Annotated in this window: 24 protein-coding genes; 14 read left to right on the top strand and 10 right to left on the bottom strand. The window is 40.6% G+C overall.

The features are described 5' to 3' along the window. Positions 1–51 precede the first annotated feature (51 nt). Positions 52–912: a glycosyltransferase family 2 protein gene (locus PY091_RS04235; protein ID WP_275648456.1), complete on the top strand. Its 861-nt coding sequence runs from the start codon at positions 52–54 to the stop codon at positions 910–912. Here PY091_RS04235 and PY091_RS04230 read toward each other — a convergent pair. Beyond that, positions 894–1697, bottom strand: coding sequence for a glycosyltransferase family 2 protein (locus PY091_RS04230; RefSeq protein ID WP_275648455.1), 804 nt, complete (start codon positions 1695–1697; stop codon positions 894–896). The genes PY091_RS04235 and PY091_RS04230 overlap by 19 nt on opposite strands. A 249-nt stretch (positions 1698–1946) precedes the next feature. Then, positions 1947–2762, bottom strand: a complete 816-nt coding sequence (locus tag PY091_RS04225) for a 2,3,4,5-tetrahydropyridine-2,6-dicarboxylate N-succinyltransferase (RefSeq protein ID WP_275648454.1) — start codon at positions 2760–2762, stop codon at positions 1947–1949. Between the two features lie 100 nt (positions 2763–2862). On the opposite strand from PY091_RS04225, the gene ruvX reads away from it, so the two are divergent. Genes ruvX through PY091_RS04210 form a run of 3 tightly spaced genes read left to right on the top strand, consistent with a single transcriptional unit; the run spans position 2863 to position 4366 of the window. Next, positions 2863–3273 carry a Holliday junction resolvase RuvX gene (gene ruvX, locus PY091_RS04220; protein ID WP_275648453.1) on the top strand — a complete coding sequence of 137 codons (411 nt, stop codon included), beginning with the start codon at positions 2863–2865 and terminating at the stop codon, positions 3271–3273. Between the two features lie 3 nt (positions 3274–3276). Next, complete coding sequence (gene def, locus PY091_RS04215; protein ID WP_275648452.1) at positions 3277–3867, top strand: peptide deformylase; 591 nt, start codon at positions 3277–3279, stop codon at positions 3865–3867. Positions 3868–3922: 55 nt separating this feature from the next. Further along, a complete protein-coding gene (locus PY091_RS04210) occupies positions 3923–4366 on the top strand; it encodes a DUF5606 family protein (protein ID WP_275648451.1) in 444 nt (147 codons plus the stop codon). Positions 4367–4369: 3 nt separating this feature from the next. Here the strand turns inward: PY091_RS04210 and PY091_RS04205 are convergent, their stop codons facing one another. Further along, a complete protein-coding gene (locus PY091_RS04205) occupies positions 4370–5905 on the bottom strand; it encodes a family 20 glycosylhydrolase (RefSeq protein WP_275648769.1) in 1536 nt (511 codons plus the stop codon). Between the two features lie 54 nt (positions 5906–5959). Next, on the bottom strand, positions 5960–6604 hold the full coding sequence (locus tag PY091_RS04200) for a GDSL-type esterase/lipase family protein (RefSeq protein WP_275648450.1): 645 nt from the start codon (positions 6602–6604) through the stop codon (positions 5960–5962). Positions 6605–6758: 154 nt separating this feature from the next. On the opposite strand from PY091_RS04200, the gene mazG reads away from it, so the two are divergent. The 5 genes from mazG to PY091_RS04175 all read left to right on the top strand — a co-directional run bounded on the left by mazG (position 6759) and on the right by PY091_RS04175 (position 11468). Then, a complete protein-coding gene (gene mazG / locus PY091_RS04195; RefSeq protein ID WP_275648449.1) occupies positions 6759–7532 on the top strand; it encodes a nucleoside triphosphate pyrophosphohydrolase in 774 nt (257 codons plus the stop codon). Between the two features lie 82 nt (positions 7533–7614). Beyond that, positions 7615–8982 carry an MATE family efflux transporter gene (locus tag PY091_RS04190; protein WP_275648448.1) on the top strand — a complete coding sequence of 456 codons (1368 nt, stop codon included), beginning with the start codon at positions 7615–7617 and terminating at the stop codon, positions 8980–8982. Positions 8983–9016: 34 nt separating this feature from the next. Next, positions 9017–9244 carry a hypothetical protein gene (locus PY091_RS04185; RefSeq protein ID WP_275648447.1) on the top strand — a complete coding sequence of 76 codons (228 nt, stop codon included), beginning with the start codon at positions 9017–9019 and terminating at the stop codon, positions 9242–9244. Further along, positions 9244–9813 (top strand): phosphatase PAP2 family protein, encoded by a 570-nt coding sequence (locus tag PY091_RS04180; protein WP_275648446.1) that lies wholly within the window; start codon positions 9244–9246, stop codon positions 9811–9813. Before PY091_RS04185 ends, PY091_RS04180 begins: the two co-directional genes overlap by 1 nt. Next, positions 9810–11468, top strand: coding sequence for an ArnT family glycosyltransferase (locus PY091_RS04175; protein ID WP_275648445.1), 1659 nt, complete (start codon positions 9810–9812; stop codon positions 11466–11468). The genes PY091_RS04180 and PY091_RS04175 overlap by 4 nt, the downstream gene beginning before the upstream one ends. Here PY091_RS04175 and PY091_RS04170 read toward each other — a convergent pair. From PY091_RS04170 to meaB, 3 genes are read right to left on the bottom strand one after another with little or no spacing between them, the layout of a single operon-like run. Continuing rightward, entirely contained in the window at positions 11465–12337 is an 873-nt protein-coding gene (locus PY091_RS04170; protein ID WP_275648444.1) for a lysylphosphatidylglycerol synthase transmembrane domain-containing protein, read from the bottom strand. The genes PY091_RS04175 and PY091_RS04170 overlap by 4 nt on opposite strands. After that, positions 12318–13280, bottom strand: coding sequence for a glycosyltransferase family 2 protein (locus PY091_RS04165; protein WP_275648443.1), 963 nt, complete (start codon positions 13278–13280; stop codon positions 12318–12320). Before PY091_RS04165 ends, PY091_RS04170 begins: the two co-directional genes overlap by 20 nt. Positions 13281–13315: 35 nt before the next feature. Continuing rightward, on the bottom strand, positions 13316–14359 hold the full coding sequence (meaB, locus tag PY091_RS04160; RefSeq protein ID WP_275648442.1) for a methylmalonyl Co-A mutase-associated GTPase MeaB: 1044 nt from the start codon (positions 14357–14359) through the stop codon (positions 13316–13318). A gap of 212 nt (positions 14360–14571) precedes the next feature. Here meaB and PY091_RS04155 point away from each other — a divergent pair, with 212 nt between their 5' ends. The 4 genes from PY091_RS04155 (at position 14572) to PY091_RS04140 (ending at position 17709) form a co-directional block, all read left to right on the top strand. Further along, on the top strand, positions 14572–14997 hold the full coding sequence (locus PY091_RS04155) for an Ohr family peroxiredoxin (RefSeq protein ID WP_275648441.1): 426 nt from the start codon (positions 14572–14574) through the stop codon (positions 14995–14997). Positions 14998–15148: 151 nt separating this feature from the next. Next, positions 15149–15685, top strand: coding sequence for an RNA polymerase sigma factor (locus PY091_RS04150; protein WP_275648440.1), 537 nt, complete (start codon positions 15149–15151; stop codon positions 15683–15685). Next, entirely contained in the window at positions 15675–16277 is a 603-nt protein-coding gene (locus PY091_RS04145) for a hypothetical protein (RefSeq protein WP_275648439.1), read from the top strand. The genes PY091_RS04150 and PY091_RS04145 overlap by 11 nt, the downstream gene beginning before the upstream one ends. Further along, on the top strand, positions 16249–17709 hold the full coding sequence (locus PY091_RS04140; protein ID WP_275648438.1) for a hypothetical protein: 1461 nt from the start codon (positions 16249–16251) through the stop codon (positions 17707–17709). Before PY091_RS04145 ends, PY091_RS04140 begins: the two co-directional genes overlap by 29 nt. 84 nt (positions 17710–17793) lie before the next feature. On the opposite strand, the gene msrA is transcribed toward PY091_RS04140, so the two are convergent. After that, on the bottom strand, positions 17794–18480 hold the full coding sequence (gene msrA / locus PY091_RS04135; RefSeq protein ID WP_275648437.1) for a peptide-methionine (S)-S-oxide reductase MsrA: 687 nt from the start codon (positions 18478–18480) through the stop codon (positions 17794–17796). Between the two features lie 412 nt (positions 18481–18892). Between msrA and PY091_RS04130 the strand changes: the two genes are divergently transcribed. Continuing rightward, on the top strand, positions 18893–19129 hold the full coding sequence (locus tag PY091_RS04130; protein ID WP_275648436.1) for a hypothetical protein: 237 nt from the start codon (positions 18893–18895) through the stop codon (positions 19127–19129). A gap of 157 nt (positions 19130–19286) precedes the next feature. Here the strand turns inward: PY091_RS04130 and PY091_RS04125 are convergent, their stop codons facing one another. Both PY091_RS04125 and secA read right to left on the bottom strand, forming a co-directional pair. Next, on the bottom strand, positions 19287–20534 hold the full coding sequence (locus tag PY091_RS04125; protein ID WP_275648435.1) for a sensor histidine kinase: 1248 nt from the start codon (positions 20532–20534) through the stop codon (positions 19287–19289). A 132-nt stretch (positions 20535–20666) separates the two neighbouring features. After that, on the bottom strand, positions 20667–24029 hold the full coding sequence (gene secA / locus PY091_RS04120; protein WP_275648434.1) for a preprotein translocase subunit SecA: 3363 nt from the start codon (positions 24027–24029) through the stop codon (positions 20667–20669). Between the last annotated feature and the right edge of the window lie 71 nt (positions 24030–24100).

The following is a 24100-nucleotide window of genomic DNA, read 5'->3' as shown; positions in this document are numbered from 1 at the left end:
TGGGAGTTTTTGGATAAAACTAAAGGTTCTTTTTACAAAGTTATCTTTTAAATGATAGACTTTACTATTTTTGCTCAAATGAGCCCAAAGGAAAAGGAATCTCCGAAAATATCAGTAATCGTAAGTACTTACAATGCCGAAGAATGGCTAAAAAAAGTGCTCTGGGGCTTCAATTGCCAAATTTTCAAGGATTTTGAAGTGGTTATTGCGGATGATGGTTCCGGTCCAAAAACAAAGGAATTGTTAGAGGAGATGTCCGAAAAGGTATTTTATAACATCATCCATGTTTGGCAAGAGGATGATGGATTTCAAAAATCCAGGATTTTGAACAAGGCAGTTGAGGCCTGCAACGCGGATTACATCATTATGACGGATGGCGATTGTATTCCGCGGGAAGATTTTGTCGAAGTACATTATATAAATAAAGAACCAGGGTATTTTATTTCTGGGGGATATTACATGCTCCCGATGAATATTTCCAAGATGATTACGTTAGAGGATATCGAGAAACAGCATTGCTTCAATATTCAGTGGCTCAAGGATAAAGGTATTCCCAAAACATTCAAGAATAATAAGCTCACGGCAAATGGAATTGTGTCTAAATTGTTGAATAGGTTTACCCCGACCAATGCCAGTTGGAACGGACATAATTCCTCAGGCTGGAAAAAGGATATATTAAACGTGAACGGTTTTGACGAGCGTATGCAATATGGCGGTCAGGATAGAGAATTGGGGGAGCGTTTGTTCAATTTTGGTATTAAGTCCAAACAATTGCGCTACAGTGCCGTTTGCGTGCACTTAGACCATAAACGTGGTTACAAAACACCGGAATCAATCGCAAAAAATCAGGCCATACGTAAGGAGACTAGGTCCAATAAGTTGGTTTGGACGCACTACGGCATTACCAAATAGTAGGCAAGCTCGTTTTTCTTTTCCAATCTTTTGAGTTCACGGAATCGTTCCAATACACCAAGAGCATTAAGATAACAGATGGTCCATCCTTTTTTGCCGTCCAATATACCCAAACGAAGGATGTAGTGGTTAAAGAACTTCCAGAAAGGTTTTACCGTCATTAAAAGGTAATTGAAGTGCTTTTCTTTGTAAAAATCCTCTTTAGCCTTTAATTGGCCGTACTTGAGCATTTTTCCTTTATAATCCTCGTAGTTTTTATAGCAGTAATGGATTAGTTTTTCCTTCAGGATTCCAGATTTACCATCCACTACTAAAGTTTCGTGTACAATCTTACGGTCGGTAAAATGAGCTTTACTTTTTCTAAAAAGTCTATGGTTTTTGTCGGTTTGCCACCCACTGTAATTGAGAGGTTCGTTCTGGAACATAAACTTTCGGTAAAACCAATACGCTTCAAGGGCATCGGGCTGGTTTATCGTCTCTGTTATTTCTGCTTGAAGATTTTCGGTGACTACTTCGTCTGCATCTAAAAACAAAACCCAGTCATTGCTCGCCTGCTTTAAAGTAAACGATTTTTGGGCGGTGAAATTTTCAAAAGGATTTTGGATTACCTTAACCTTCGGATGATTTGAAAGGTACTCAAAAGTACCATCTGTACTATAAGAGTCAACAACGATGATTTCATCAGCAAAAGAAACGGAATCGATACATTTTTCAATGAATCCGATTTCGTTGTAGGTTATAATAAGTGCTGATAATTTTTGCTTTGGGGTGCTCAATCCAGCCATAATTTATTGGTGTAGTGTTTGGTATTTTACAAATCTATAACAAAAATATAGGGTAAAAATTGTTTTGCTGCGTATTTTTCTTACAACAATTAGGTATTCAATTTCCCTACCTATTTTTTGTTAAAATGTTAATGGTTCAATCTCTTTTGTATTCTAAAGAGGCTAAAAATCAAATAGGGTTGCTTTAATTTCAGGAAAAAATAGCAACCCTATCTTGTTTATGCATACACCGTATGGCTTTAAAAATGTTTAAACGGCAACATTGTGTTCGCGCAATGCATTGTTCAGCGAAGTTTTCTTATCCGTACTCTCTTTTCTTTTACCTATAATAAGAGCACAGGGTACTTGGTAGTCGCCTGCCGGGAACTTTTTAGTGTAACTACCAGGAATCACTACAGATCTTGCAGGAACCCGACCTTTCAATTCTACAGGTTCGTCTCCGGTGACATCAATAATTTTGGTAGATGCAGTTAGTACCACATTAGCACCCAAAACAGCTTCTTTCTCAACTCGTACACCTTCAACTACAATACATCTGGAGCCGATAAAAGCATTGTCTTCAATAATAACAGGAGCAGCTTGCAGTGGTTCCAATACACCTCCGATACCTACGCCACCACTTAAGTGAACGTTTTTGCCAATCTGTGCACAACTACCTACTGTGGCCCAAGTGTCCACCATAGTGCCTTCATCCACATAAGCGCCAATATTTACATAGCTGGGCATTAAAATAGTACCGCTGGAGATGTACGCGCCGTGTCTGGCCACTGCATGTGGAACTACACGTACGCCTTTTTCTTTATATCCCTTTTTTAAAGGAATTTTATCGTGGTATTCAAAAATACCGGCCTCCAGCACTTCCATTTTTTGAATGGGGAAATAAAGCACAACAGCTTTTTTGACCCATTCATTGATCTGCCAACCATCTTCGGTCGGTTCAGCACAACGAAGTTCACCAAGGTCGATAAGGTCGATAACCTCACGAATGGCCACTTGGGTCTTCTCCTCTTCCAACAACTCTCTATTGTCCCACGCTTGCTCTATCAGCGATCTTAATCCTGTCATTTTTCTTAAAGTTTTGACAAAGATAAGCTCCAAGACAGAATTATGGTTCCCATTTTTAAGCGCATAACATTTTTAAGGTTATTTTTGCCAAAAAATTATTTTGGCTAGAATTTTAGCTTTGGATTATGGAAAGGTGAGGACGGGAATAGCTGTTACTGATGAACTTCAGATAATTGCTTCGGGACTTACTACGGTCGAAACCAAGGACCTTTTGTCCTTCTTACAGGAGTATACGGAAAAGGAGGATGTTGAGCGTTTTGTGGTCGGACTTCCCAAGCAAATGGACAATACGGACTCTGAATCCGAGGTGTTGATACAAGACTTTTTAAAAAAGCTGAAGGCCAAATTGCCATCCATACCTGTGGAACGCCAGGATGAAAGGTTCACTTCAAAAATGGCGGTACAGACCATGCTGGATAGCGGAGTAAAAAAGAAGAAGAGGAGGGACAAGGCCCTCGTTGATGAAATAAGTGCCACGCTTATATTGCAGGCCTACTTAAACAGATTTTGATTTATGATTTTACCTATTGTTGCTTACGGAGACCCCGTTTTGCGAAAAAAAGCAAAGGACATTACATCGGAATACCCAAAACTTGATGAGTTAATAGCAAATATGTGGGAGACCATGTACAATGCCCATGGGGTTGGTTTGGCCGCCCCACAGGTTGGCTTGCCCATTAGAATGTTCCTAGTCGATACTACTCCTTTTTCGGAAGATGATGAATTGACCGAAGTGGAACAAAAACAGCTGGATGGATTCAAAAAAGTGTTCATCAACGCCAAGATTGAAGATGAAACCGGTAAGGAGTGGGATTTTAACGAAGGCTGTTTAAGCATACCGGATATTCGTGAAGATGTAAAACGCAAGCCAGAGATTACCATCAGTTATTTGGATGAGGATTTTAAACCCCATACCGAAACTTATGATGGACTTTTGGCCAGGGTAATTCAGCACGAATACGACCACATCGAAGGGATTTTGTTCACTGATAAGCTCTCTTCCCTTAGAAAGCGACTTTTAAAAAGTAGGTTGGAAAAGATTTCCAAAGGAAAAATCAATGTAGACTACAGAATGAGATTTCCTAACATTAAAAAAGGACGTTAAAAAAATCGCTGTTTGCGATAAAAACATATTTTTGCGCCCATAAATTATTATTTGAATGGCATTAGAGAAGATTTTATCTATTGGAGGTAAACCAGGACTTTACAAATTATTGACACAAACTAGAGGTGGCTTTGTCGGAGAATCCCTTTTGGATGGCAAACGTGTAACCGTTGGATTAAGAAGCAATGTAAGCGTGTTGTCCGAAATAGCCATTTATACCTTGGAAGAGGAACTTCCTTTAAAGGAAGTATTTCAAAAAATCAAGGAAAAAGAAGGAGGGAAAAAGACCTCAATAAGTCATAAGGCCGATAAAATCGAATTGGAGGAATATTTCTTCGAAGTTCTTCCAAATTACGATGAGGACAGAGTATACGCTAGCGATATTAAAAAGATTATACAGTGGTACAACATCCTTCTCGACAACAATATCACAGATTTTGTTGAAGAAGAAAAGGATGCTGAAGAACCTACTGTATCTGCCTCCGGAGAGGAAGAATAAACACTATTCTTTATTCCAATCCACCAATTTTGATGGATAATAATTGATTTGCATCGCTTCCAGATATGGAACCTGTGCGGCAAGACGAACTTTGTAGTCTTCCCAATCCAAGTGATCGCTGGGTGACCATCCCAATTCTGCATACCCGATAATCCTTGGGAATGCTAAATATTCCAATTCAGTGCCGTTGCTAATGGTTTCCGACCATAGTGGGGCTTCTATACCAAGAATATTTTCTTTGGAAATTCCCTCAACATAGGTTTCAGGGTCCCAATTATAGCCTACATCCACCGGTATATAACCTGCCCAGTGCAATCCAAATTCTGATATGGAATCGTATTTCATATCTAAATATGCTTTTTTAGCAGGGGAAACTATCAGTTTTGAACCATTATCAGCTGCTTTTAAAGCATTATCAGCACTGTTCCATAATTGTACAATGGACTTGGAGTCAATATCTGCCTGAGCGATTTCGTCCCACCCGACCATTCTTTTGTTGTGTTTTTGTACAATCTTTTCCACTTTTTCCACAAAAAGGATATAGTCACTTTTCTTGGTCACGTGACTTTCATCACCACCTATATGGAAATATGGACCTGGGGAAATCGCGGCGATTTCACCGATAACGTCATCCAAAAAGCTGTATACCGTATCCTTTTGTGCATCAAAAGAACTGTAACCCACTTTCATGTCTGTTCTAACACGTGGTGTTTCCGCCCCGGCATAGTGCAAAAATGGATAACTCAACGAAGCAGAATTGGTGTGTCCCGGCATATCTATTTCTGGAACAACTGTAATATGTCTATCTGCAGCATAGGCCACAATGTCTTTGTATTCTTCTTGAGTGTAAAAACCACCTTCGCCACCACCAACTTCGCTGGCACCACCAACCTCCGTTAGTTTTGGCCATGATTTTATTTCGATTCGCCACCCTTGATCATCTGATAAGTGTAAATGCAAGGTGTTGAACTTATAATATGCCAATGCATCAATATATTTTTTTACTTCATCCACTGTAAAAAAGTGTCGGGCTACGTCCAACATGGAGCTACGGTATCCGTATTTCGGAGCATCCGTAATTTTACCGGATGGAATTACCCACAATGGGTGGTCGGTCAAGGTATCATTGCTTTTTGTTGGAATAAGCTGTTGAAGGGTCTGTATCCCCCTAAAAGCACCTGCCGCAGTTTTGGCATTCAATAAAATTGAATCCTTTTTAATGTATAGTTGATAGGATTCCGGCGTTTCCAAATCCACACTATCCGATTGATTAATGTAGATTAGGCGTTCCAATTTTGCCTCCGATGATGAATTTACGCCAAGTTCCAATCCAGTTTTGGACTTTATGTTTTCGGATAGGAACCTCCCAACTTTTTCAAAAGCTGGATCTGTAGTGGAAGTATAAATAGCTGTACCGGCGTCCAAACCAAAGGCGCTTCCCGTCGGAATCGTCTTTAAAGGTTTTGGGATCATGGGCATATTCGAAAGGTCGGTCTTGGGAAAATTGATTTCCTCTTTTTCAGTTTGGCAAGCTGCCATGCAGATAACTGCAACGAACAGCAAAAGGGATCTATAAATCACGTTTGTTCAGTTTTAGTCTATGTAGTCTTTGATCACATCGTACCAGATGTCATAACCTTTATCGTTCATGTGGAGTCCATCCTCGATAAAAATATCCTGTTTTACTTTTCTTTTGTCCAGCATGGGATACCACACGTCAACAAAATCAATACCCTCATTTTCAGATGCAAGTTTATCCATCTTACGGTTTAACCTGCGGTACCTGCCCCTGTACTTCCATCGCGAAATACTGGGTTTGGCAGAAATAAGTACAATTTCCATGTTAGGGCTTCTCTGCTGAAGGGTACCTAGAATCTGCTCCGCCCTTTTTATAATTTTTCGTGGTCTTTTCTTCGCGAAAATATCATTGTCACCTTCGTAAATAAAAACTTTGACAGGCTTATAGTTTAAAATAAGTTCATCCAGATAAAGCTCAAGGTCAGAAAATTGAGATCCTCCAAAACCAGTATTGAGCACTTGGTGTTCCGGAAATCGTTCCTGTACATCGTTCCAAAAACGTATACTGGAGCTTCCTGTAAAAACAATAGTTGGTTTGGATGAATCCCAAAGAGAATCGTTTTTTTGCTGAACGGATTTCACTTCATTTTTAAAAGGATTATCGGTTTGCCCCAACATCGTCAATGGAAGTATGAGCAACGCAATAAATAGTTGTTTCATTCTACTGTTTTTAGCCTAAAAATGACGTTGAATATAGTGATATTTTTCCGTAAGTCCTCTTTGTTGAAAAATAGAGGGACACTTTTCATAAGTAAATTTTTAGGATGAAATTTCAACCAACTGGACTTCGTATTTTTGATGAAAATCCAATATCATGAATTCAAGATCGGAACAGTTGGCTGCCTTTGACCGCCTTTTGACCATAATGGACGAGCTTCGTGAACAATGTCCATGGGATAAAAAACAGACCATGCAAACACTTCGCCATTTAACCATTGAGGAGACTTATGAGTTGGGAGATGCCATTTTGGACAACGATCTTGAGGAGGTTAAAAAAGAGTTGGGCGATATTTTACTGCACATTGTGTTCTATGCCAAAATAGGCTCCGAAACCCAAGACTTTGATATTGCTGATGTGGCCAATGGTATTTGTGAGAAGCTCATCAATAGGCATCCGCATATTTATGGTGATGTAACGGTGGAGAATGAAGACGAGGTAAAGCAAAACTGGGAAAACATCAAATTGAAAGAAGGCAAAAAAAGTGTGCTCGAAGGTGTTCCCAATGGTTTACCGTCTTTGGTCAAGGCCAATCGAATCCAAGATAAAGTGGCAGGAGTTGGTTTTGATTGGGAAAGACCCGAACAGGTTTTTGAGAAGTTGAAGGAGGAACTGGGAGAGCTTCAAGAAGAAGTGGAAGCCAACAATGCCGATAAAATGGAATCGGAATTTGGAGATGTGCTGTTTTCCATGGTCAACTATGCCCGTTTCCTAAAAATCAACCCGGAAAATGCACTGGAACGGACAAACAAAAAATTCATTAAACGTTTTCAATATCTGGAAGGCAAGGCCAAAGAGGCCGGGAAATCCATGAGCGAAATGACCCTGGCCGAAATGGACGTGTTTTGGGAAGAGGCCAAACAGCTTTAAAATTATTTGTAAGCTAATGTAAGGTGGGACTATAATTGTCGTCAATCTAGCTATATTTGCCATCCTTTTTTAAGTATCCATTGTGTTTCAGAACTACACCAAAGAGTTTGCCTATAACCTAAAGCTATCCTATCCCGTTATTTTGGGAATGTTGGGGCATACTTTTGTGGCCTTTGCAGATAACATTATGGTGGGCCAATTGGGTACGGCCGAGTTGGCAGCTGTTTCTTTGGGAAATAGTTTTGTGTTCATAGCAATGTCCCTTGGAATAGGTTTTTCCACTGCTATTACACCTTTGGTGGCCGAAGCAGATGGCGCAAAGGACCAGGCCGCTGGAAAAAGTGCCTTAAAGCATGGGTTGGTACTCTGTACTATTTTAGGTTTGTCACTTTTTGGTCTCATTCAGGTATCCAAGCCCCTGATTCACTACATGAAACAACCTCCTGAGGTAGTGGAGCTAGCTTTGCCCTATTTGGATTTGGTGGCTTTTTCGTTGGTGCCTTTGATTATTTTTCAAGCTTTTAAACAGTTTTCTGAAGGGCTTTCCCAGACCAAATATCCTATGTACGCCACCATCTTGGCGAACGTGGTGAACATCACCCTGAATTACTTGTTCATTTTTGGTTCTTTCGGGTTTCCAAAACTTGGAATTGTGGGTGCGGCAGTTGGTACCTTGGCTTCTCGGGTGATCATGGTGGCCTTTATTTGGTATTTGCTCAAGCGCAAAAAGAAATTTGAATTTTTTGTGACCCATTTCAATTTTGGAAAGATTGAAAAAAGGGTGATGAACAAAATCATCAGTTTGGGATTTCCGTCGGCATTACAGATGTTTTTTGAAGTAGCCATTTTTACCGCGGCCATTTGGTTAAGCGGTGTATTGGGAAAAAACGCGCAAGCAGCAAACCAAATTGCCTTGAATTTGAGCAGCATGACCTTTATGGTGGGTATGGGACTTAGCGTAGCGGCTATGGTCCGTGTCGGAAACCAAAAAGGTCTCCGGAATCATAAGGAGTTGAAGCGTATTGCGGAATCCATATTTTTCTTGACCCTGATTTTGGAAATAGCCTTTGCTGCCATATTCCTTTTGGGAAGACATTGGTTCCCCACCATTTATTTGGATGTGGATGATATTGCCAATCAGGCCGATAATACAGAAGTAATCATTATTGCGGCCAAATTGTTGCTTGTGGCGGCGTTTTTCCAAATTTCTGATGGATTACAAGTAGTGGTTTTGGGAGCCTTACGCGGTTTGCAAGATGTGAAGATACCTACGTTCATCACTTTTATTGCGTATTGGTTGATTGGTTTCCCGATCAGTTATTATTTGGGATTGCACACCAATTTAGAAAGCACGGGAATTTGGATCGGATTGTTGTCGGGGCTTACCGCATCGGCCGTAATGTTGTATCTTCGATTTAACTTTTTGACCAAGAAATTGATAACAAATTAGAGGATTCCCAAGATTGGAATCAAAATAAGAACACATGGAACTACCTAAATTTTTATTGGCCGACAATACAGATCATCCCGAGGCAATTTTTATCGTCCATACCGAATACCCACGATTCATCATCAATCTGGAAAATGATGAAGTGGAGTGGATGGAAGAATTCTCCAAACAAGATGAAGAAGACCTTATGGAAGAAGCGGAAAGCCTAATTGAGGCCGCTACTGCTTTTTACGATCGAGAAGTTTCCAGATACGACCAATAATGCTGGAGCAGCTATTACAATACGATAAAGAGCTGTTTTTGTTCCTCAACGGTTTGGGAACCGAAACTTGGGACGGTTTTTGGATGTTCATGACAACGACCAGAAACTCGGCACCACTTTATCTTTTATTGCTTTATTTATCTTATCGAACTTTTGGCTGGAAGGGAACTGGAATAATTTTGGTTTCCATCGCATTGTTGATTACCTGTACCGATCAGCTGTCCAACTTTTTTAAATATGGAATCGGCCGTTTGCGACCCTGTCACGAACCTGAAGTTAGTAGTGTGATGCGCTTGGTAAAAAGCTATTGTGGAGGTCAATACGGGTATTTTTCTGCCCATGCAGCTAACTCTTTTGGTCCCGCCATTTTCTTTACGGTGATATTCAGGAACAAAGTGAAATATATTGCTTGGATATTGCTGCTTTCGGCCTGCATTGTGGCCTATAGCCGAATTTATATTGGGGTGCATTATCCGTTGGATGTGCTAACAGGGGCCTTGGTGGGTACGCTTTTCGGTTGGTTATGGGCCAAGTTGGCTATATTTGCTTTCCAAAAAACAGGGGTATGATCTCGGTCACCAGATATTGGTTTTACATTGCGCTGATTGTGTTGGTATACATTATAGGAATGTTTGCCACCCTGTTCGAGAACGATTCGGCCCAGTTTGCGGTTATGGCCATGCGAATGGTTCAGGAGAATGATTTTCTAAGCCTTTTTAAAGGCCCCGAAGAGTACCTGGACAAACCTCACATGCATTACTGGTTGGCCGCACTTTCTTATAAAATATTTGGTATTCATGATTGGGCGTATCGCATTCCCGGTATTTTGTCTACTTTGTTGGGCGCATACAGTTGCTACGGTCTCGGGAAATTGCTCTACAATAAGGATGTAGGTCGTTTTGCTTCATTGATTTTTATGACGGCGCAAACCATGGTTTTGGCCAATATCGATGTCCGTACCGATGCTGTTTTGACTGGATTTACAATATTCTCTATTTGGCATTTGGCCACTTATATTGAAAAAGGAACCTTAAAAAACATTGCTTTGGGTGCTTTTGGAGCAGGAATGGCCTTTTCCACCAAGGGGCAGATTGCCCTCGTGGTCATTGGAATTTCGATACTCTGCCATTTGGCCTATACTCGAAAGTGGAAACGATTACTCAATTGGAAGTTATTGGTAGCTCTACTTGTTTTTGGTTTGTCCATTACACCGATGTTGTATGCTTACTACCATCAATTTGATTTGCACCCTGAGAAAGTGATTCGCGGTAAGGATAACCGCAGTGGCATCTTCTTTATTTTTTGGGAACAGAGCTTTGAGCGGATGAGTGGCGAAGGCGTTGGGAAGAACAGTAGTGACTTTTTCTTTTTCTTTCATACCTTTTTATGGGTGTTCCTACCATGGACCGTCCTTGCATTGATTGGCTATTGGACGAAGGTAAAAGCCTTTTGGGAAACCAAGTTCTCTTACAAGTCCAATATGGAATTTTTGACTGTAGGTGGGATTTCAATTTTGTTTCTGCTCATCAGTTTTGCGCAATTTAAATTGCCGCACTACATGAACATTTTGATGCCACTATACGCCATTCTATCTGCAGGGTTTCTGTATGTTTTACATCAGCAGGAAAAATTGAAGATGGCCAAAGTGATTCTGGGAATCCAATATTTTATATTGGGATTGGTGGTAATCTTCACTTTATTGATAAGCTTTTCCGTTTTCCAATTGGAACATTGGTACGGCTATGTATTCTTGTTGTTGGCACTAGGGATGGTGGTTTATTTTGTTCAAAAAAGGGAAACTGTATATGCCAAGATCGTTACCGTTGCCATTTTAAGCTCTGTTTTATTGAATGGTTATATGAATGCCCATTTTTATCCAAAATTGCTCGAATACCAGGGAGGTTCAAATATGGCACAACAGGTAAAGGAGAACAATATTCCTGTGGATGACATTTATAAAATAAACGAAAGACACACATGGGCATTGGATTTCTATAATCAAAACCCTGTGAACATTGTTTCCACTTCCGATTTGAAGAACATGAAGGATGTTTGGGTATATGCTACCGATAAAGAATTGGAACAATTGGAAAAAAACGGAATTGCTTGGGACAATCAAATTACTGTGGACCAATTTCGTATTACCAGATTACAGGTCAAGTTTTTGAATCCCGATACGCGCAAAGAAAAATTGAATAAAATGCACTTGGTGCATTTGAATTAATCCACGGATTCCAGCTTTGGCTTTTTAAAGTGGTAAATCACGCCAAAAAGGGAGGTGAGCGCAGTAATCAAAAAGAAGGTGAAGCTGATGCCGATGGAAGTGCTCTCATCCAGTCCCAGCCATTTTGCTCCGTATAGAAATGTAACCTCTCGACTTCCAATTCCCCCAATGGTTAATGGAATTACGGAAACAATGGAAGATACCAAGAACACAAAAAGGTATTCAATGGTGTCCAAATCAACGGACAAAGATTTCAAAATAAAAATCACGCAGACCAACTGTGTCAATTGAACCAGAGCGGAAAACCCGACAGATTTCCAAAATACAGGAAGGGTAGTGGCAAAAAACATCTTGTTTACAAACCAAAATACTACGACGCTCAGAGGAATGGCCGCTATAATCAACCAGTAAAAACTTTGGAAAAACTCATTTTTGGACAACACCGCAAGCATACAAGCGTAAACAAAAAGCAACAACATGCCACTAAGTCGGTCCAGCAATAAACTGGATACTACTTTTTTGGTGCCCGGTTGATATTCTTTTTGAATGACATAGCCTTTGTAAGCATCACCACCAATACCGCCAGGTAAAAAGAGATTGTAGAACATACCCAATAAGTATAATTTCAAATTGCTCAACTGGGAAACCTTGGCGCCAATTTGATGAAAATACAAGTTGGTCCTTATGGCTGCAATGACTTTGGATACCACAAAAAACAGCAGTGCGAAGAATAAATATAAAGGATCACTCTTTTTAAGGGTTTGGAGTACATCCTTCAGCTCTATTTTGGTGAAAATAAAGTAGATCAGTACCGCACTAATAATGATTTTTAGGGCAGTGATGAGCTTTTTACGCAGCTTTTCCGTCACCTATGCTTATTTTTTTGATGCGATACGGTCTTTTCTGTTGCGATTCGTAGTAGGTACGGATCAAGAGTTCCATTACAATCCCGATGGTAAATAATTGGATTCCGCCAACAATGAACATCATACCAAAGATTAGTAAGGGTCGGGTCCCGATATCTTGTCCGAATCCAAGTTTTACGATCAGCAAATACACATTGATCAAGATTCCCAAGATTACTAGTAGCACCCCAAAAATCCCAAACAGGTGAATAGGACGTTGGAAGTATTTTCTAATGAAAAGTAGCAGCATCATATCGGCCACAACTTTAAAAACACGCTCCAAACCATATTTGGAAACCCCGGCGTGTCTTGCATGGTGCTTTACAGGGACTTGCTTTATCTGAGCACCTTCCAAATGGGCCAAAAGTGTAATAAAACGGTGCATTTCACCGTACAAATTGAGACTTTTTGCAATATCCTTGGTGAAAACCTTGAGCGCACAGCCATTATCTTTAATATCCAATTTGGTAACTCGGCGCACCAGAAAGTTGGCGATTTTCGATGGTATTTTTTTGGCCAGGGAATCTTTCCTTTTCTGACGGATACCAGTCACTACGTCGTACTCCTCTGTAATAGCGTACTCCAACATATTTGGAATATCGGAAGGGTCGTTTTGAAGGTCGCCATCCATGGTGATAATGTATTCACCTTCGGCATAATCAATTCCCGCGGCAAGTGCCAAACTTTGGCCGTAGTTCTTTTTCAACTCAATCAGATGGACTCTCTTGTCGTCCATTTCCTTGACCTTGATGCGGGTTTTATCGGTGGAAAAATCATCCACATACACAATTTGATAGTTGTACCCTTCAAGGCTTTCGTTGATTTTTTCGGTCAAAAGAACCACATTGTCCTCCTCGTTGTACAAAGGAACCACTATGGATAAAAGGGAATCGGTGACGGTGCTCATTCAGTATAAAATCTGTGCAAATTTATTGCTTTTATTTAAAGTTCCTTGGTAATCTTATCCAATAGGATTTTCGCGGCGTAGAATGGAGAGATTTTAAGTTCCTCAATCTCTGTCAATAACTTGGCCTGTTCTGCTTTAAAGGTCTCTTTTTGATGGAAAAATTGTTTGATGTATTCGTCCACGGTCTGAAGGAACCAGTTTTTGTTCTGCCGTTGTCGGTTTTTTTCAAAAAAGCCGTTTTCCTTGTTGTGCTTCACAAATTGCTGTACCATTTCCCAAATTTCTTGAATCCCCGTTTTTTCCATTGCCGAGCATTTCATCACTTTGGGTGTCCAGCCATTGACTTTGGGCGGATAAAGATGCAGTGCCCTAGAAAATTCGGTCACTGCTAGTTTGGCATGTTCCAAATTACTGCCATCCGCTTTATTGATAGCTATGGCATCAGCCATTTCCATAATCCCTCTTTTTATGCCCTGGAGCTCGTCGCCGGCTCCCGATAATTTGAGCAGCAGGAAAAAATCCACCATACTGTGCACGGCAATTTCACTTTGGCCAACACCAACGGTTTCAACCAAAATCACATTATATCCCGCCGCTTCACAAAGAATGATGCTTTCCCTTGTTTTTTGGGCCACACCACCCAAGGAGGTGCCCGAAGGTGAGGGGCGGATAAAGGCATTAGGGTCTTTGGCCAGGGTTTCCATTCGGGTTTTGTCCCCTAAAATACTTCCCTTGCTCAAGGAACTCGTCGGGTCTACGGCCAAAACGGCTACTTTGTTGCCTTGGTCCGTTAATGTTTTGCCCAAGGTTTCTATAAACGAACTCTTGCCAACACCAGGTACTCCAGTAATTCCCAAACGTATGCTATCTGTTGGTCGGGACAGACATTTTTCAATAATAGCGTTGGCTTTTTCAAAATGGGCTGGTTTGGTGCTTTCCAATAAGGTAATGGCCTTGGCCAGCATGGCTTTGTTGCCATCAAAAATACCTTGTGCCAAAGCATCTGCAGAAAGCTCTTGTTTTCTGAGGGCCTTAATTTTAGAAATGGTATCCGAAGGTTTGTGGTTATTGTCTGTCAAAAGTCCTTTTCATCAGTTTATACGAATTTATAAAGATTTTGCGTGCAAAGTGGAACTTGTGACTTATTACCATTCTTCTTTGATAAATATCCATTTCACAAAAATTTAATATCTGTTTAAGCAAACTTCCAATTACAAATTGGTACCTTATTCAATAAATAATCAATAGTCGCGTAGACATTGATTGATACGAACCTATAAACATTTAAAAGATGAAGACTATTTTTGAGGCCCAGGCCACTAATACGGGAGGAAGAGCTGGACATGTGAAGAGCGAGGATGGTGTGTTGGATTTCCCTATTTCCATGCCTAATTCCAAAGGAAAGCCAGACCCAAAATCAACAAATCCTGAAGAACTTTTTGCCGCGGCATACTCCACTTGTTATGCTGGTGCGGTAGAAGCTGTTGCCAAAAGCCACGATATTGATGACCTTGGAGATTTTAATGTTACCGCCATTGTAGCTTTGAACAAGGAGGAGGAAGGTTTTTTCTTGGAAGTGACCTTGGATACTTATTTACCGACCGTAGATAAGGAAATGGGCGAAACCATTATCAATGAAGCGCACGAAATGTGCCCTTATAGCAAGGCCACACGTGATAATATTACTGTGCACTTAAATTTGTTGATGGACGAATAAGTCACATAACTTTTTAATTATGAGCCCCGTTGTAGTGATCAGCGGGGCTTTTTTTGTTAAAAATGCGTCAAAAACATACTAATTTGCAACGTTGCATTTTTTGCTTCGTCCTTAATACAGAACAACTAAAAAACCAGACATAGAACCAAGTGTGCTCCATATAGAGCTAGTAGAGAAGTGCAAAGCGAACGATCGCCAGGCACAAATGAAACTGTACCGTCAGTATTGCGATGGTATGTTTTGTGTGGCCATGCGCTTTCTTAAAAACGCCGATGATGCGGAAGATGTGTTGCAAGATTCCTTTATAAAGGCTTTTCAGCGGATCGAGCAGTTTAAGGGAGATGTCACGTTCGGAGCTTGGTTAAAAAGAATTGTGGTGAACGGCAGTATCGATTTTTTAAAATCGAAACACCAACGAACTGTGGAACTCAATGAGAGTTACATGCAGGTGGCAGAGGAGGATGATTGGTCCGTGGAAGAAGGAATCTCCATGGAGCAAGTGAAGGAAGCCATCGAGGAACTGCCTCAAAAATATAGATATGTTGTGCAATTGTTTTTAGTGGAAGGTTACGATCATTCAGAGATAGCTGGAATTTTAGGCATCACGGAAACAGCATCCCGGACCCGATTGCTAAGAGGAAAGGCACAATTAAAAGAGAAATTAAAAGATTTGGCTTATGGCACGTGATCTTAGAAAATTGTTTGAAAAGGAAAGAGAGGAGAAGCGCTTTGAAATGAAGAAAGGGCATGAGGACCGATTTTTCGCCAAGTTGGAAGAAGAGTTGCCCAAAGACCCGCCCAAGCGAAAGGTAATTTCCCTTTGGATGCAGATTGCAGCCTCCGTTATCGTAGCTGTTGGGTTGTCCTTCTATTATTTTAACAGTAATGGGGGAACAGTGGACCCGGATGAAAAAGTAACTGTTGTGGATAGGGATCATACAGATAATGGTGTACAGGGCATCTCATTGGGAGATTTGTCGCCCGACCTCAAAAAAATCGAAACCTATTACACCACCAATATCAACCTGCAATTATCCGAATTGGCCGATGACCCAGGGAACAAGGAACTTGTGGATAGTTATATGGACAGATTGGCGGAACTCAATAAAGAATATCTAAGGTTGAACCAAGAGTTGAACGAATTGGGCCCCAATGATCAAACCATTAGTGCCTTAATCAATAATCTACAGTTACGGTTGCAGTTGTTGCAAAAGTTAAAATCAAAGTTGAATCAATTAAAATCATCAAAAAATGAACAGGAATCATCAAATATTGTTTAGCGGACTGCTTCTTGCCTTGGTCGGGTTTACCGGTCAAGCGCAGGAAAAGTCTAAAACCTATAAGGAAACGTTCAATGTCAACAAAGACACGGAACTTAACATTACCACCAGTTATGCCGATATAGAATTTGAAACGTGGAACAAGGACCAGGTTGAAATCACGGCTGTAATCGAACTTGAGGGTGTGGAACAGGAAGAGGCAGATTCTTATTTCGATAGGGATTTGGTGAAAATCATGGGCAATAGTAAAGAAATAGAGGTGAGTACCAGGGGTGCCGCATCGCCCTATGCTTTTGATTATAGAGCTGAGAACATTGACATCCCAGAAATGCCCTCTGTGGCAGAAATTATCGCTAATGTGGAAATTCAGGAATTTCCAGAAATTGTAATTCCTGAAATAGCTGTAATGCCCTCTATGCCACCATTGCCTCCAATGCCCCCGATAAATTTTGATTATGATGCCTATAAAAAGGATGGAGAAAAATACATGAAGGAATGGAACGAAAAATTCCGAAAAACCTTTGATGAGGAGTACAAAGAGCGTTTTGAAAAATGGGGAGAAGAAATGGAAAAGATGGCAGAGGAACGCGAAGCCAGAAGAGAAGAGATGAGGGAAGAAAGGGAACAGCTAAGGGAAGAGCGTGAAGAAATGCGCAAGGAGATCCAAGAGCGAGTTAGAGAGCAACGAGAGGAGATTCGTGCCCAGCAAACGGAAATTAGAAAAGAACAGGCGGAGTTGAGAAAACAGTTGCGACAAGAGGCAAGGACCATACATGGAAACCCGAACGTATTCTATTTCTCTTCCGATGGCAAGCATAAAGAGTACAAAGTCAAAAAACGAATAATCATCAAAATGCCCAAGTACATTAAAGTGAACATGAATGTACGCCACGGCGAGGTAAAATTGGCCGAAAATGCCAAAAACATCAATGCAAGCTTGTCCTACGCAAGCTTGCTTGCCTCTACCATCGATGGGGCCAATACGGATATCAGGGCGTCATATTCCCCGGTTGTGGTTCAAAACTGGAACTACGGAACCTTGAGTACGGATTATTCCGATAAGGTCAACTTAAAAGAGGTGAAGGAGTTAAAATTAAATTCGATATCATCCAATGTAAAAATAGGGAAGGTGGCCAATAAGGCCTTGGTGAGCAATAATTTTGGAGCCCTAAGTATTGATGAGGTATCCAGTAGTTTCAGCACTATCGATATTTCTATGGAAAATGCCGAACTCAGCTGTAAATTGCCAGAAACTTCATTTGTAATATCGGTAAACGAAACCACATCTGAATTTAAATATCCAAAGGCCTTAAAATTGGTGCCCAGTAAAAAAAAGGGAGGCAATTCGTATACAGGTTATAATATTAGCAAGAATGATGGTAAATCCATTAAGATCAACTCCAAATACAGCGAGGTGGTTCTAGAGAACTAATCTTTTTTAAAGTCCCAAAAAGAACCACCTACTATCCTATTGGGCCACTTGTTTCTTCCCTGGCCGATTCTCTTTTATATTGCTTTAGTGAACTTCTTCCTTCAAGTAGGATTTAAAATTCTTTTTAAAACGATTTAATCTAGGAATGGATACATTTTGAATGTAACTGTTGTCCGGGTTTCTCCTCTCGTAATCCTGATGGTATTCCTCTGCCATGTAGAATTTCTCGAAAGGTGTTACCTCGGTTACAATGGAACGATTGCCATATACATTCTCGTTTTCCAGTAGGTCGATATAATCCTGAATAATTTTACGCTCTTCCTCGTTTTTGTAAAAGGCAATAGAGCGATATTGCGCTCCTCGGTCCGGTCCTTGTCGGTTAAGTGTTGTGGGATCGTGAGAACCAAAGAACACTTTCACCAACTTTTCAAAAGATATTACTTTGGGGTCGTAGTACACCTCCACAGCTTCTGCATGGTGTGTTCTACCATAAGAAACTTCTTCGTAGGTAGGATTTTCTTCAGAGCCACCAGAATATCCCGAATACACTTCTTTTACTCCTTTTACACTTTCAAAAATGGCTTCCACGCACCAAAAACACCCACTGGCAAAATAGGCCGTTTCGAATTGTTGCAATTGCTCGTTGCTCAATTTTGTTTGAATTTGGGTTTCGGAAGTTTCCTTTTGGGCTACTTCTTTTTGTTCTGATTTGTTCTTTGGCTGACAACTTACCGATGCCAAAAAGAGAAGAATTAAAAATGGAGTTCTCATGCTGATTTTTTTAGTTTCTTATTTAGTTGCAATAAGATACCAAGAATTACTAGGATGCTCGTTAAAAAATGTTAATCCAACGTTTTTCGATAATCCATTTACAAAAATTGGATGAATCAAAAAATGTAGGAAATATAGAGTTTATTCCTATATATACTTACAAAAATATAGTCCTTTTCCTACAAATAAGTTATTGAAATACAGTATGTTACAAAAGTTACATAAGAGAGATTATCGATGAAATGCATTTGCGTTCGGTATAGTGTTTTTGACCTCAAAAACGTTCATCGACGATAAAATTCACTTCATCCGAAAAAAAATTATTCACCGAAAGAAAAGGGTCGTTGAGCGACAGAAATCGAGTTGTGCTTGTGAGCGAAAGTAATTTTACATCGTAAAACAATCAGAACAAATGAAGACAATTTTCACCATCATCGCAGTAACTTTTTTCGGAACTATGGCCTTTGCTCAAGACATTTCAAAAGAAGCCAAAGTTGACACTCTTGCAGCTGGAGTGGAATTGAAAGTTGAAATCGACAATACTATCAGAAAAGATAGAAAGACAGCTAGATTGTACAAGTTCAAGAATTCTAGAATTAAAAAAGAACTTTCTTTTAAAACTAAGAAGAACAGAGCAAAATTGGCTTAATTATGATGTTGGATATTCTGGTGCCTTTTGTGTTGTCCTTAAGTATTGCCTTTGTTCTGGCAAGTATAGCTTTCTCGTTCAGGGAAAGAAAACTGTAGAAGTTTAAGTTTATATTGGAATAAGTATGAAGAGGTCGGTACATCCGACCTTTTTCTTTTTAGGAATCCACCGAATTGAACTCTTCTATGACCTCTTCGAATTCGATACAATAGTGTGTTCCTTTTTTGGAATAGTCCCTGCTTATAGAACCTCTCAATTGACGAGCAAGATTGTAAATAAGCTTTAACCCGAGAGAATTTGAAGTTTTCGGGTTGATTTCCTCAGAATATCCTATACCATTGTCACCCAAGTACATTTTATAGCGGTTACCATCCATTTTTTGAATGGATACATGAACTTCTCCATCATGCCCTTCTGTAATGCCGTATTTCAATGCGTTGGTGATGGTTTCGTTAATTATAAGCCCCAAAGGGATTACGGTATCGATACTAAGTTTATAATCGGCTATATCCAAATCAACCTTTACATTTCGATTGCTTCCCTTTACCGATCTTACCAAATAATCGCATAGTTCACGAACATAGGGCTCCAATTCAATTTTGGAAAGATAGTCATCGCGTTTGTAGAGCATCTCGTGTACCATGGCCATGGATACAACACGATTTTGACTACTCTTAATGATATTGCTGATTTTGGTATCGTCTATGGCTCGGGATTGCAAGCTCAACAGACTGGAAACAGTCTGGAGATTGTTCTTGACCCTGTGGTGCACCTCCTTGAGCAACGTTTCTTTTTCCTCGATGCGTTCCTGGATCTCATTTCTGGATTTATAAAGCCTGTGATGGGCCCTTAAAAGGTTTTTACCAAAAACACCTCCTAGCAAATACACGGCGAAAACCGCACTTAAATAGGCAAACCAACTTCTTGATGCTGCTGGAACCATATTTTCCGATATTCTAAAGTCACCGGTGTCATATAAAAACAAGAGGGTAAGGACCGCCAAGTTGATTATTAGGTACAATTGACCAAAAACCTTGGTAGTTACATATCCTGCAAATACGATAATGGCCAGTACAAAAATGAATGGACTTTCGATTCCTCCACTATATATGGTAATAATGATGGCCCCGATCATGGATAATATCGAAGTCAAATTATAGGTGAGCACCAAATTTTTGTGTTTTTGGTACAACAACGTATTCAATAAGTTGATGAAAGCATACCCCAAAAAGGTATAGGTGATAATCCCCCTTATATCTAAAAGGAAAAAACAGACCAAACCAAAAATGGCAGCAAAAAAGGATGAATTATAATTAACCTTTAGTATCAAATCAATCTTGTCTTGTAATCTATATGTATCCTTATCAGGAATTTTCATATGCTGCGCGTGAATGTGCTCTACCACGATATAAAGTTGAAAATCGTGTGGCAGAGTAGCTTAATGGGGTGTTTTAGGATGTAAATCTAACTATGTTTTTGATATAAAAAAAGTGGCAGCTTTAATAACTGCCACTTTGTTGGTATTATAAACGGGACTTTAGTCGTTCACCAAAACCCACTCGCCTTTATCTATAAGGGGTTCTGCTTGCTTAAACTTTACGGTTTTGCTTTCCCCGGACATCACATTTTTAATGGTGACCCTTTCGTTTCTACCAATTTTTGGCTTTTCCCGCACTATGGTTTCGGTTACCTGTGGTCTTTGTCCCTGGGTTTGTCCCGCAGCTCTGTTTTGTGCGGCAAGTTCGTCACTGTTCGGAATTTCCTCTTTTGTAGTCTTAAGGTTTTCCTTTGGTTTACGAACGGTTCTTGCTTCTTGTATCTGATTGGTGTTCTCAGAAGGTAGTTCCCCTTTAAATAGGAAGGAAATCACTTCTTTGTTCACTTTGTCCATCATTTCCTTAAAAAGCTCGAATGCTTCGAACTTATAGATCAATAATGGGTCTTTTTGTTCGTGGACCGCCAATTGTACGGACTGTTTCAATTCGTCCATTTTGCGCAAGTGCGTTTTCCAAGAGTCATCTATAATGGCCAGGGTAATGTTTTTCTCAAAATCTGTGATCAACTGCTTACCATCTGTGTTATAGGCTCTCTCCAAGTTGGTGACTACGTTCAAGGTTTTGATGCCATCGGTAAATGGAACTACGATGCGTTCAAATTTGTTGGACTCATCTTCGTATACCTTTTTGATTACTTGGAATGCCACAGTGGCACTGCGCTCCATTTTTTGTTTGTAATACTTGTAGGCCTCATCGTAAATCTTGTTCGCGATTTCTTGGAAGCTCATTTTCTTGAACTCTTCCTCGCTTATTGGAGAGGTGATGGAGAAGAACTTGATCAATTCGAACTCAAAGTTCTTGTAATCATCCGCCATTTTATTGGTCTCGGCAACGGCCTCACAGGTGTCGTAGATCATATTGGCGATATCCACCTTAAGTCGCTCACCTTCCAATGCGTGTCGTCTTCTTTTGTAAATGACCTCACGTTGTGCGTTCATAACATCATCATACTCCAACAAACGCTTTCGTATACCAAAGTTGTTCTCCTCAACTTTTTTCTGAGCACGTTCTATGGATTTGGTCATCATGGAGTGTTGTATCACTTCGCCATCTTCCAAGCCCATACGGTCCATCATTTTGGCCACACGGTCCGATCCGAACAAACGCATCAAATTGTCTTCCAAGGAAACGTAGAATTGTGAACTACCTGGGTCTCCTTGACGTCCAGAACGACCTCTCAACTGTCTGTCCACACGTCTGGAATCATGGCGTTCCGTACCGATAATCGCCAAACCGCCAGCTTCTTTGACTTCCGGTGACAATTTAATATCCGTACCCCTACCGGCCATATTGGTTGCGATGGTTACCACCCCGCCTTTACCAGCTTCGGCCACAATATCGGCCTCCTTTTTATGGAGTTTTGCGTTCAATACGTTGTGGGGCACTTTACGAACGCTCAACAATTTGGACAGCAATTCTGATATTTCTACAGAAGTAGTACCGATCAATACAGGTCGTCCTGCTTGAGACAGTTTTGTAACCTCTTCTATAATCGCGTTATATTTTTCACGTTTGGTCTTATAGATCAAATCGTGTCTATCGTCACGGGCAATGGGTCTGTTAGTTGGAATTTCCATCACATCCAACTCATAAATTTCCCAGAATTCCCCTGCTTCGGTAACAGCTGTACCGGTCATTCCGGACAACTTGTTGTACATTCTAAAATAATTTTGAAGCGTAATGGTCGCAAAAGTCTGGGTCATTGCCTCGATTTTTACGTTCTCCTTTGCTTCGATAGCTTGGTGGAGACCATCCGAGTAACGGCGTCCGTCCATAATACGACCGGTCTGCTCGTCCACGATCATTACTTTGTTGTTCATCACCACATACTCCACATCTTTTTCGAATAGGGTGTAGGCTTTCAACAACTGGGTCATGGTATGGATGCGCTCACTTTTTACGGCAAAATCCTTAAAAAGTTCTTCTTTGAGCTCCGCTTCTTTTTCAATTTCCAGTCCTTGGTTCTCGATTTTGGCAATCTCGCTACCAATGTCGGGCATTACAAAAAACTCTTTGTCCTGATCCGTGGAAATATATTCAACTCCCTTATCGGTAAGTTCTATTTGGTTGTTTTTCTCGTCGATAACGAATAATAGGTCCTCATCCACTTTTGGCATTTCCCTATTATTGTCCTGCATGTAGAAGTTCTCCGTTTTCTGAAGCAACTGTTTTACGCCTTCTTCACTCAAGAATTTGATGAGTGCCTTGTTTTTGGGCAATCCACGGTGAACCCTTAGCAATAGGAAGCCACCTTCTTTGGTGTTTCCTTCCTTGATCATTTTTTTGGCCTCTGCCAAAACCCCTGTCAAGTGCTGGCGTTGTTGTTGTACAATATTCGCTACCTGAGGTTTAAGCTCGTTGAACTCATGGCGGTCACCTTCTGGGACGGGACCGGAAATGATCAAAGGTGTCCGAGCATCATCGATCAATACCGAATCCACCTCATCCACTATAGCGTAGTGATGTGGGCGTTGCACCAAATCATCTGGAGTGTGCGCCATGTTGTCGCGGAGGTAATCAAAACCAAATTCATTGTTGGTTCCGTAAGTGATATCCGCATTATAAGCAGCCCTTCTTCCATCGGAGTTGGGTCTGTGCTTGTCTATACAGTCCACGGATAGGCCGTGGAACTCAAATAAAGGAGCCATCCAAGCGCTATCCCTTTTGGCCAGATAATCGTTCACCGTTACCAAGTGTGCGCCTTTTCCTGCCAGTGCATTTAAGTAGAGTGGGAGGGTCGCTACCAAGGTTTTACCTTCACCGGTCTGCATCTCTGCAATTTTACCTTGGTGCAAGGCTATACCTCCTATAAGCTGTACATCGTAATGTACCATGTCCCAGGTCACTTCTTTACCGGCAGCATCCCATGAGTTTTGCCAAACTGCCTTATCTCCTTCCAAAGTAACGTAGTCCCTATCACCGGAAAGCATTCTGTCGAATTCGCTTGCTGTTACGGTAAGGGTCTCGTTAGCGGCGAAACGCTTAGCCGTTTCCTTTACCACTGCAAAGGCTTCGGGAAGAATGTCCTCCAAAGTTTTCTCGGAGATTTTATATGCTTCTTCGTTGAGTTTGTCTATTTCGGAGTAGATTTCCTCGTTACGATCTATGTCGCTGGAGTTTTCCACTTCGGCCTGAAGTTCGGCTATTTTATCGTTTACCTCTTTACAATCTTCGGCTATTTTGGCCTTGAATGTGATGGTTTTTTGTCTTAGTTCATCAAGTGACAACCCTTCAAGTTCTTGCTCAAAGGATTTAATTTCTTTCACCAAAGGTTGTAATGATTTTACATCCTTCTCCGATTTATCTCCTACAAATACCTTTAGTACGGAATTAATAAAACTCATGAAATGTTTTTTCTTTTGATTGTCAAAAGCTGTTCCATTGATGGGATTACGATGGAATTCTTTCGCTAGGC

Origin of the sequence: Flagellimonas okinawensis, from assembly GCF_029194005.1 — a bacterium.
Taxonomy (GTDB): domain Bacteria; phylum Bacteroidota; class Bacteroidia; order Flavobacteriales; family Flavobacteriaceae; genus Flagellimonas; species Flagellimonas okinawensis.
This window is presented reverse-complemented; position numbering and strand designations above follow the sequence as displayed.

Bases quoted from the DNA above. Each gene is read 5' to 3' on its own strand.
- PY091_RS04140 (WP_275648438.1), top strand. From the start codon at position 16,249: ATGAACAGGAATCATCAAATATTGTTTAGCGGACTGCTTCTTGCCTTG.
- PY091_RS04230 (WP_275648455.1), bottom strand. From the start codon at position 1,697: ATGGCTGGATTGAGCACCCCAAAGCAAAAATTATCAGCACTTATTATA.
- PY091_RS04225 (WP_275648454.1), bottom strand. From the start codon at position 2,762: ATGACAGGATTAAGATCGCTGATAGAGCAAGCGTGGGACAATAGAGAG.
- PY091_RS04165 (WP_275648443.1), bottom strand. From the start codon at position 13,280: ATGAGCACCGTCACCGATTCCCTTTTATCCATAGTGGTTCCTTTGTAC.
- def (WP_275648452.1), top strand. From the start codon at position 3,277: ATGATTTTACCTATTGTTGCTTACGGAGACCCCGTTTTGCGAAAAAAA.
- msrA (WP_275648437.1), bottom strand. From the start codon at position 18,480: ATGAGAACTCCATTTTTAATTCTTCTCTTTTTGGCATCGGTAAGTTGT.
- PY091_RS04235 (WP_275648456.1), top strand. From the start codon at position 52: ATGATAGACTTTACTATTTTTGCTCAAATGAGCCCAAAGGAAAAGGAA.
- PY091_RS04210 (WP_275648451.1), top strand. From the start codon at position 3,923: ATGGCATTAGAGAAGATTTTATCTATTGGAGGTAAACCAGGACTTTAC.
- PY091_RS04200 (WP_275648450.1), bottom strand. From the start codon at position 6,604: ATGAAACAACTATTTATTGCGTTGCTCATACTTCCATTGACGATGTTG.
- secA (WP_275648434.1), bottom strand. From the start codon at position 24,029: ATGAGTTTTATTAATTCCGTACTAAAGGTATTTGTAGGAGATAAATCG.
- PY091_RS04205 (WP_275648769.1), bottom strand. From the start codon at position 5,905: ATGGCAGCTTGCCAAACTGAAAAAGAGGAAATCAATTTTCCCAAGACC.
- PY091_RS04175 (WP_275648445.1), top strand. From the start codon at position 9,810: ATGATCTCGGTCACCAGATATTGGTTTTACATTGCGCTGATTGTGTTG.
- PY091_RS04130 (WP_275648436.1), top strand. From the start codon at position 18,893: ATGAAGACAATTTTCACCATCATCGCAGTAACTTTTTTCGGAACTATG.
- PY091_RS04180 (WP_275648446.1), top strand. From the start codon at position 9,244: ATGCTGGAGCAGCTATTACAATACGATAAAGAGCTGTTTTTGTTCCTC.
- PY091_RS04185 (WP_275648447.1), top strand. From the start codon at position 9,017: ATGGAACTACCTAAATTTTTATTGGCCGACAATACAGATCATCCCGAG.
- PY091_RS04145 (WP_275648439.1), top strand. From the start codon at position 15,675: ATGGCACGTGATCTTAGAAAATTGTTTGAAAAGGAAAGAGAGGAGAAG.
- mazG (WP_275648449.1), top strand. From the start codon at position 6,759: ATGAATTCAAGATCGGAACAGTTGGCTGCCTTTGACCGCCTTTTGACC.
- PY091_RS04155 (WP_275648441.1), top strand. From the start codon at position 14,572: ATGAAGACTATTTTTGAGGCCCAGGCCACTAATACGGGAGGAAGAGCT.